This is a genomic window from Aeromicrobium sp. PFPM2_SD2 (genome assembly GCF_057364525.1).
Genome location: NZ_JBNFNZ010000099.1, coordinates 1 through 6800, shown reverse-complemented (window position 1 = coordinate 6800; position 6800 = coordinate 1). Strand labels below are relative to the sequence as shown.

Here is a 6800-nt window from a genome sequence, read left to right as displayed (position 1 = left end):
GAGGGCCCCGGACGACGTCGTCCGGGGCCCTCGTGCGTCCCCGCGCTCCCGGAGCGGGAGCACCCGCTCCCTGGGCCGCAGCGATGGCTCCCTGAGCGTGCCGGAGGAAGCCCTCCCGACGGGCTCGAGGAACGGGAGCGGCTCCGGCAGCGGACCGGACGCCGGCGGACAGGGGAAGGCCCCCGCACCCGGGAGGGTGTGCGGGGGCCTTCGTCGGGGAGGGCGTCAGGCCTTGGCCAGCGTGCCCAGGTACAGCTCGATGACCTTCGGGTCGTTGAGCAGCTCGCGCCCGGACGCGGTGTGCGCGTCCTTGCCCTGGTCCAGGACGTAGCCGCGATCGCAGATCTGCAGGCAGCGGCGGGCGTTCTGCTCGACCATGACGACCGAGACGCCGGCGGCGTTGATCCTCTTGGTCTGCAGGAACACCTCGTCCTGGAGGGCGGGGGAGAGGCCGGCCGACGGCTCGTCGAGCAGCAGCACCGACGGGTCCATCATGAGCGCGCGGCCCATGGCGACCATCTGCCGCTCGCCGCCGGACAGCGAGCCGGCCCGCTGGTCCTTGCGCTCGAGCAGCCGCGGGAAGATGTCGGTGACGTAGCCGAAGCGCTCCTTGAACTTCTTGGGCGCCAGGTACATCCCCATCTCGAGGTTCTCGCCGACGGTCAGCGACGGGAAGACGTTGTTCGTCTGCGGGACGAACCCGATGCCCGCGGACACGAGCTGGTCGGCGCGCTTGCCGACGATGCTCTCGCCCTTGAGCGTCACGTCGCCCTCGCGGACCTGCACGAGGCCGAACAGCGACTTCAGGAACGTCGACTTGCCCGCACCGTTCGGCCCGATGATGCCGATGAGCTCGCCCTCGTGGCAGTGCAGGCTCGCACCGTTGAGGATGTTGACGCCGGGCAGGTAGCCGGCGACCAGGTCGTCGGCCCGCAGGACGGCGCCCTCGGGGTTGGTGAAGTCGACCATCAGTGCTTCTCCTCGGTCTCGGCCGCGATCTCCTGCTCGGCCTCCGCCTCGATCTGCTCCTCCATGTCGAAGGTCAGCTCGGCGTCGTGGTGGGCGCCCAGGTAGGCGTCGATGACAGCAGGATCGCTCATGACGGCGTCCGGCGTGCCCTGGGAGACGATCTTGCCCTGCGCCATGACGACGACCCAGTCGCTGATGTCGCGGACCATGTCCATGTCGTGCTCGACGAACAGGACCGTGCGGCCCTCGTCGCGCAGCGACTTCACGTGGCCCAGCAGCGACTGCTTGAGGGCCGGGTTCACGCCGGCCATCGGCTCGTCGAGCATGATCAGCTCGGGGTCGACCATGAGGGCGCGCGCCATCTCCAGCAGCTTGCGCTGGCCGCCCGAGAGCGAACCGGCGAAGTCGTCCTTCTTGGCGTCGAGCTTGAACCGGCGCAGCAGGTCCATCGCGCGCTCGGTGTTGGCGTCCTCCTGGCCCTGCCACAGGAACCGCAGGACACTCGGCAGGAACCGCTCGCCCTTCTGGCCCGTGGCGCCCAGGCGCATGTTCTCCAGCACGGTCAGGCGCGAGAGCACCTTGGTGAGCTGGAACGTGCGCACCATGCCGCGGCGGGCCACCTTGTAGGGCGGGACGCCGGACAGGCTCTGGCCGTTGAACGTCCAGGAGCCCTCGTCGGGCTTGTCGAAGCCGGTCAGCAGGTTGAAGAACGTCGTCTTGCCGGCGCCGTTGGGACCGATGAGCGCGGTGATCTTGCCCCGCGGGATCTCGAAGTGGTCCACGTCGACGGCCTTGAGGCCGCCGAACGTCCGGGTCACGCCGTCGGCGACGAGGATGACGTCGGAGCCGGCGTGGCCGGCCTCGTGCTTGTCGTTCATGGTGTCAGCGTCCATCGATCGCCAGCTCCCGCCTGTCTCCGAGGATGCCTTGCGGCCGGTAGATCATGATCAGCATCAGCACGAGACCGAGGACGATCAGACGCATGAGGCTCGCCTGGTTGCCGTCCATGATCGCCGACGGGATCAAGGGGTTCTCGCCGCTCGTGGCCTTGCCGAAGAACAGGTCGAGGCCGTTGAGGAAGAACCAGAAGATCAGCGCGCCCAGCACCGGGCCGAGGACCCGGGCTGCGCCGCCGATGAGCAGCACGGTGTAGGCGAAGAACGTCGTGTCGGTCGCGAAGTCCGACGGGGCGACGTTGCTCGTGGCCAGGCCGCTCATGATGCCGGCGAGGGCGCCGATGACGCCGCCCAGGACGAGCGCCTGCATCTTGTAGGAGTAGACGTTCTTGCCCAGGCTGCGGACGGCGTCCTCGTCCTCGCGGATGCCCTTCAGCACGCGGCCCCAGGGGCTGCGCATCAGCAGGTAGATGAACACGCACAGCAGCGCGATCAGCACCCAGCCGATGATCATGATGAAGAAGTCGTAGGAGCGGAACTGGACGATGCCCAGATCCACGCCCCCCGCGGGGATGGGGTTGAGGTCACGCAGCGTGCTCGTGAACCCGAAGCGGCCGTCCTGGCCGCCGAAGGTGTCGTTGAGGCTCGCCGCGCCCAGGATCTGGCGCAGCGCCTCGGCGGCGGCGATGGTGGCGATGGCCAGGTAGTCGGCGCGCAGCCGCAGCGTCGGGACGCCGAGGATCAGCGCCAGCACCACGGCGGCCAGCAGGCCGACCAGGATGCTCAGCCACAGGTTCTGGCCCCAGGTCTGGACCAGGGCTCCGACGGCGTAGCCGCCGACCATCATGAAGGCGGCCTGACCGAAGTTCAGCAGACCGGTGTAGCCGAAGTGGATGTTCAGGCCGATCGCGGCCAGGCAGTAGACGACCGCCTGCGGGCCGACGGCCTGCTCGATCGCGTTGGTGAGGACTTCGAACCAGCTCATCAGTGCTCTCCTTCCCTCAGCCGACGCGCTCAGCCCGGCCCAGCAGGCCCTGGGGCCGCACGAGCAGGATCAGGATGAGGACGACGAGCGCGGTCACGTACTTGAGCTCGGGCGGCAGGACGATCGAGGACAGCTCGACCAGGAGCCCGACGATGAGGGCGCCGGCCATGGTGCCCCAGATCGTGCCCAGGCCGCCGAGGGTGACCGCGGCGAACGTGAGCAGCAGGATCTTGTTGCCCACCTGGTAGTCGAAGCCGTTCTGCAGGCCCCACATGATGCCGCCCATGCCGGCCAGCGCGGCGCCGGCGATCCAGACGGTGGTGATGACCCGGTTGACGTCGATGCCGGACGAGGCGGCGAGCGCCGGATTGTCCGAGACGGCGCGGGTCGCCTTGCCCAGGCGGGTGCGGGTCACGGCCAGCGAGACCAGGATCAGCACGACCACGCAGATGACAGCGATGTAGAACGACTTGGGCGAGACGCCCACGCCGCCGAGGTCCCACAGGTCGCCGGCGGGGACGCCGCGGTACTGGTGGTTGTCGGCGCCGAAGAAGTACTGGTAGACGTTCCGCAGGAAGATGCCCAGACCGATGCTGACGATCATCATCGCGATCAGGCCGGTACCGCGGCTGCGCAGCGGCTTCCAGAGCAGGCGGTCGTTGGCCAGGCCGAAGACGCCGGCCAGGACCACCGCGAGCAGCGCGGCGGCGTAGAAGTTCCAGCCGAAGGCGTCCTGCAGCAGGTAGGCGGCCAGCGCGCCGAACGTGATCAGCTCGCCGTGGGCGAAGTTGGTCAGGCCGGTGGTGCCGAACACCAGGGAGATGCCGAGCGCGGCGAGCGCCAGGAGCAGGCCCAGGAAGACGCCGTTGATGCTGTTCTGCACGATCTCCTGCAGCAGCCCGGGGCCCTGGTCGGCCTCGGGGCCGATGCCGTAGTTGACCGTGATGTCGGCGTTGGTCTTCACCATGACGGTGAAGGACGTCTTGTCCTCCTCGGTCAGGCTCGTGCCCTCGGGGAGGGTCTCGGAGTCGAGCTTGATCGTGAGGTCCTGACCCAGCAGGTCGTCCGGCGAGCCGGGGACGGGGATCGTGAACGTGCCGTCGGGTCCGCTGACGCCGGAGGCGACCTCGGACCCGTCGATCTCGACGCTGATCTTCACGTCGGGGACGGGCTCGGGGGGATCGGTACGGGTGTCGCTGAGGGTGCCCTTGACGTTGATCGCGTCGGACGCCGCCCCTGCGGGCGAGGCGAGTCCGACGACGACCAGGGCCCCCAGGACAACCGCGAGGACAGCTGCGGGTCGCAGTCGCACGCGTGGCTCCTAGTTCGTTCAGGCAGCAGGTCGTGCCGCTGAATGGTCCCTGGGAGCATAGACGTGACCCAGGTCCCTGCACCCCCTGTTGCGTCACCTGGGGTGTAACAAGTTGGTTGCAGTTCGACTAAGCCCGCTCAGCGCAGGCGGGTCACGACCTCGACCAGCACGGGGGCGACGAGCAGGGCGGGCAGCAGGTCGCCGACCGCCACGCGGCGCAGGTCCAGCAGGCGCAGCGCGACGGCCACGAGCACGAGGCCGCCGGTCGCCGTGATCGCGTCCAGGTGGGCGTCGGGCAGGAACGTCCCGAGCAGGACGCCGACGAGCGTGAGCGTGCCCTGGACGACGCCGACCGACAGGGCCGAGGCCATCACGCCGAGCCCGAACGAGGCGGCGAAGGCCAACGACGCGAAGCCGTCGAGGGCGGACTTGAGCAGCAGCTGGTCGGCGCCGTTGCCGAGCCCCTCGTTGAGCGAGCCGAGGATGGTGAGCGGCCCGACGCAGAACACGAGCGAGCTGGTGACGAAGCCCTCGACGAAGCGGGCGCGGCCGTCGGCGGCGCCACCGGGGGACAGGCGCGCCTGCAGCCAGCCGCCGGTCGCCTCGAGCCGCTCCTCGACCCGGGCCCCACGAGCCCAGCAGGCCGCCGAGGACGAGGGCGCCGAGCACGACCAGCACGGGCGCGCTGGAGCCCACCGCGTCCTCGAGCGCCGGCGACGTCACCTCGAGCGCGGCGAGCGCCGCGATCAGCAGGGTCACGAGGCCCAGCGCGTCCGTCACCAGGGTGCGCGTCCGCGCCGGGAGGCGATGGCCCACGAGCAGCCCGAGCCCGGACCCCACGAGGACGGTGAGGACGTTCACGAGCGTCCCGGTTCCGATGACCACGCTGCCTCCTGTCTGCCGTCGGGAGAACCTACCGCGGCGCGCGGGTATGCTGTCCCAGCCTCGTTCGAGGCGAACGTCCCGTGGCCACCCAGGAGGTCCACCCCCGTGCCGATGCGAACCGGCGTCTCCCTGCGCGAGGCGAAGCCCGCCGACGCCGCCGAGCTCGTCGCGCTGTGGTCCGAGTGCGCGGCGGCCAACCGGTCCGACGGCATCGAGGCGTCCGCCTACGCGAACCTGTGGCGCGAGCCGTCGGTCGAGGAGGCCGAGCAGGCCCTGGAGCTGACGCTGAGCGCGCCGGGCCGGCACATGATCGTCGCCTCGGTCGACGACGAGCTGGTCGGCGTCGTGGTGTTCCAGATCGGCACGCTCACCCCGCTGAACCTCACGCGGACGCTGACCGTGCTCGAGCTGCACGTCTCCCCGCGCTTCCGCCGCCGGTCGGTGGCGATGACGCTGCTGTCGGCCGCCGAGCACGCGGGGGAGGAGCACGCCTGCGAGGTCGTCGTGGCCGTCACCCCGGCCCACGCCCGCGAGCCCAACCGCTACCTGACCAAGCTCGGCTTCGGGCAGATCGCAACCGTGCGGGCCATCCAGGCGAGCGTCCTGCGCTCGCGCCTGAGCACCCGCACCGGCGCCTCGCGCGACACCGGACGGCTCATCGCGATGCGCCGCACGCTGCGCCGCCGCGAGCGCGAGGGGCACCGCTTCGCCGAGTGAGTCCTGTCGGCCGCGGCCGGTAGGGTCGGGGCCGTGACTCGCCTGCTGCTCATCGACGGACACTCGGTCGCCTACCGCGCCTTCTTCGCCCTCCCGGTCGAGAACTTCTCGACCAGCACCGGCCAGCACACGAACGCCGTCTTCGGCTTCACCTCGATGCTGATCAACGTCCTGCGCGACGAGCAGCCCACGCACGTCGCCGTCGCGTTCGACGTCTCGCGCCAGACCTTCCGCGCCACCGAGTACGCCGAGTACAAGGCGAACCGCTCCAAGAGCCCCGACGAGTTCAAGGGCCAGGTCACGCTGATCAAGGAGGTGCTCGAGGCGCTCTCCATCCCGATGTTCGAGAAGGACGGCTTCGAGGCCGACGACATCATCGGCACCCTCGCCACCCAGGCCCAGGCCCAGGGCATGGAGGTGCTCATCTGCACCGGCGACCGCGACGCGCTGCAGCTGGTCACGCCGACCACGACGGTGCTCTACCCGCGCAAGGGCGTCTCCGACCTGGCCCGCATGACGCCGGACGCCGTGCTCGACAAGTACGGCGTCACGCCCGAGCACTACCCCGAGATCGCCGCGCTGGTGGGTGAGACCAGCGACAACCTGCCCGGCGTGCCCGGCGTCGGTCCCAAGACCGCGGCCAAGTGGATCAACCAGTACGGCAGCCTCGAGGCGCTCGTCGCCGACGTCGAGAAGGTGCCGGGCAAAGCCGGCCAGTCGCTGCGCGACCACCTCGACGACGTGCTGCGCAATCGCCGGATCAACGCGCTCGTGCGCGACCTCGACCTGCCGCTGGGCCCGGCCGACCTGGCCTTCAGCACCGCCTGGGACCGCGAGGCCATCCACCGCGTGTTCGACGCCCTCGAGTTCGCGGTGCTGCGCGAGCGGCTGTTCAGCTACCTAGGTGCGGCCGACGAGCAGGCCGAGACCGGCGCCGCGCTCGAGCTCGACCTCACCCACGTGGCCGAGGGCGGCCTGCGGGCGTGGCTCGACGAGCACGCCGGGGCGACCCGGTCGGCGTCGAGGTGGCTGGGCG

Annotated in this window: 7 protein-coding genes and 1 pseudogene; 2 read left to right on the top strand and 6 right to left on the bottom strand. The window is 70.3% G+C overall.

Going from position 1 to position 6800, the window contains the following annotated elements; all coding sequences use genetic code 11:
- Positions 1 to 225: 225 nt before the first annotated feature.
- From AC2W7G_RS06800 to AC2W7G_RS06775, 6 genes and pseudogenes are all read right to left on the bottom strand, one after another.
- Positions 226 to 969, bottom strand: a complete 744-nt coding sequence (locus AC2W7G_RS06800; RefSeq protein ID WP_485867763.1) for an ABC transporter ATP-binding protein — start codon at positions 967 to 969, stop codon at positions 226 to 228.
- Complete coding sequence (locus AC2W7G_RS06795) at positions 969 to 1847, bottom strand: ABC transporter ATP-binding protein (RefSeq protein ID WP_485867762.1); 879 nt, start codon at positions 1845 to 1847, stop codon at positions 969 to 971. Before AC2W7G_RS06795 ends, AC2W7G_RS06800 begins: the two co-directional genes overlap by 1 nt.
- Positions 1848 to 1851: 4 nt before the next feature.
- The gene (locus AC2W7G_RS06790) at positions 1852 to 2850 is read right to left on the bottom strand and encodes a branched-chain amino acid ABC transporter permease (RefSeq protein WP_485867761.1); all 999 of its coding nucleotides are present in this window, start codon (positions 2848 to 2850) and stop codon (positions 1852 to 1854) included.
- Between the two features lie 16 nt (positions 2851 to 2866).
- Positions 2867 to 4162: a branched-chain amino acid ABC transporter permease gene (locus AC2W7G_RS06785; RefSeq protein ID WP_485867760.1), complete on the bottom strand. Its 1296-nt coding sequence runs from the start codon at positions 4160 to 4162 to the stop codon at positions 2867 to 2869.
- A gap of 137 nt (positions 4163 to 4299) precedes the next feature.
- Entirely contained in the window at positions 4300 to 4737 is a 438-nt protein-coding gene (locus tag AC2W7G_RS06780) for a DUF554 family protein (protein WP_485867765.1), read from the bottom strand.
- Between the two features lie 112 nt (positions 4738 to 4849).
- A pseudogene (locus AC2W7G_RS06775) lies at positions 4850 to 4978 on the bottom strand (DUF554 domain-containing protein); the annotation flags it as partial.
- Positions 4979 to 5158: 180 nt separating this feature from the next.
- Here AC2W7G_RS06775 and AC2W7G_RS06770 point away from each other — a divergent pair.
- Both AC2W7G_RS06770 and AC2W7G_RS06765 read left to right on the top strand, forming a co-directional pair.
- The gene (locus tag AC2W7G_RS06770; protein ID WP_485867764.1) at positions 5159 to 5764 is read left to right on the top strand and encodes a GNAT family N-acetyltransferase; all 606 of its coding nucleotides are present in this window, start codon (positions 5159 to 5161) and stop codon (positions 5762 to 5764) included.
- 33 nt (positions 5765 to 5797) lie between these two features.
- Positions 5798 to 6800, top strand: a 1003-nt coding sequence (locus AC2W7G_RS06765; protein WP_485867759.1) for a 5'-3' exonuclease, incomplete at its 3' end; no start/stop codon positions are given.

Coding starts and splice junctions, on each gene's coding strand:
- AC2W7G_RS06795 (WP_485867762.1), bottom strand. CDS start 1,847: ATGAACGACAAGCACGAGGCCGGCCACGCCGGCTCCGACGTCATCCTC.
- AC2W7G_RS06770 (WP_485867764.1), top strand. CDS start 5,159: ATGCGAACCGGCGTCTCCCTGCGCGAGGCGAAGCCCGCCGACGCCGCC.
- AC2W7G_RS06800 (WP_485867763.1), bottom strand. CDS start 969: ATGGTCGACTTCACCAACCCCGAGGGCGCCGTCCTGCGGGCCGACGAC.
- AC2W7G_RS06790 (WP_485867761.1), bottom strand. CDS start 2,850: ATGAGCTGGTTCGAAGTCCTCACCAACGCGATCGAGCAGGCCGTCGGC.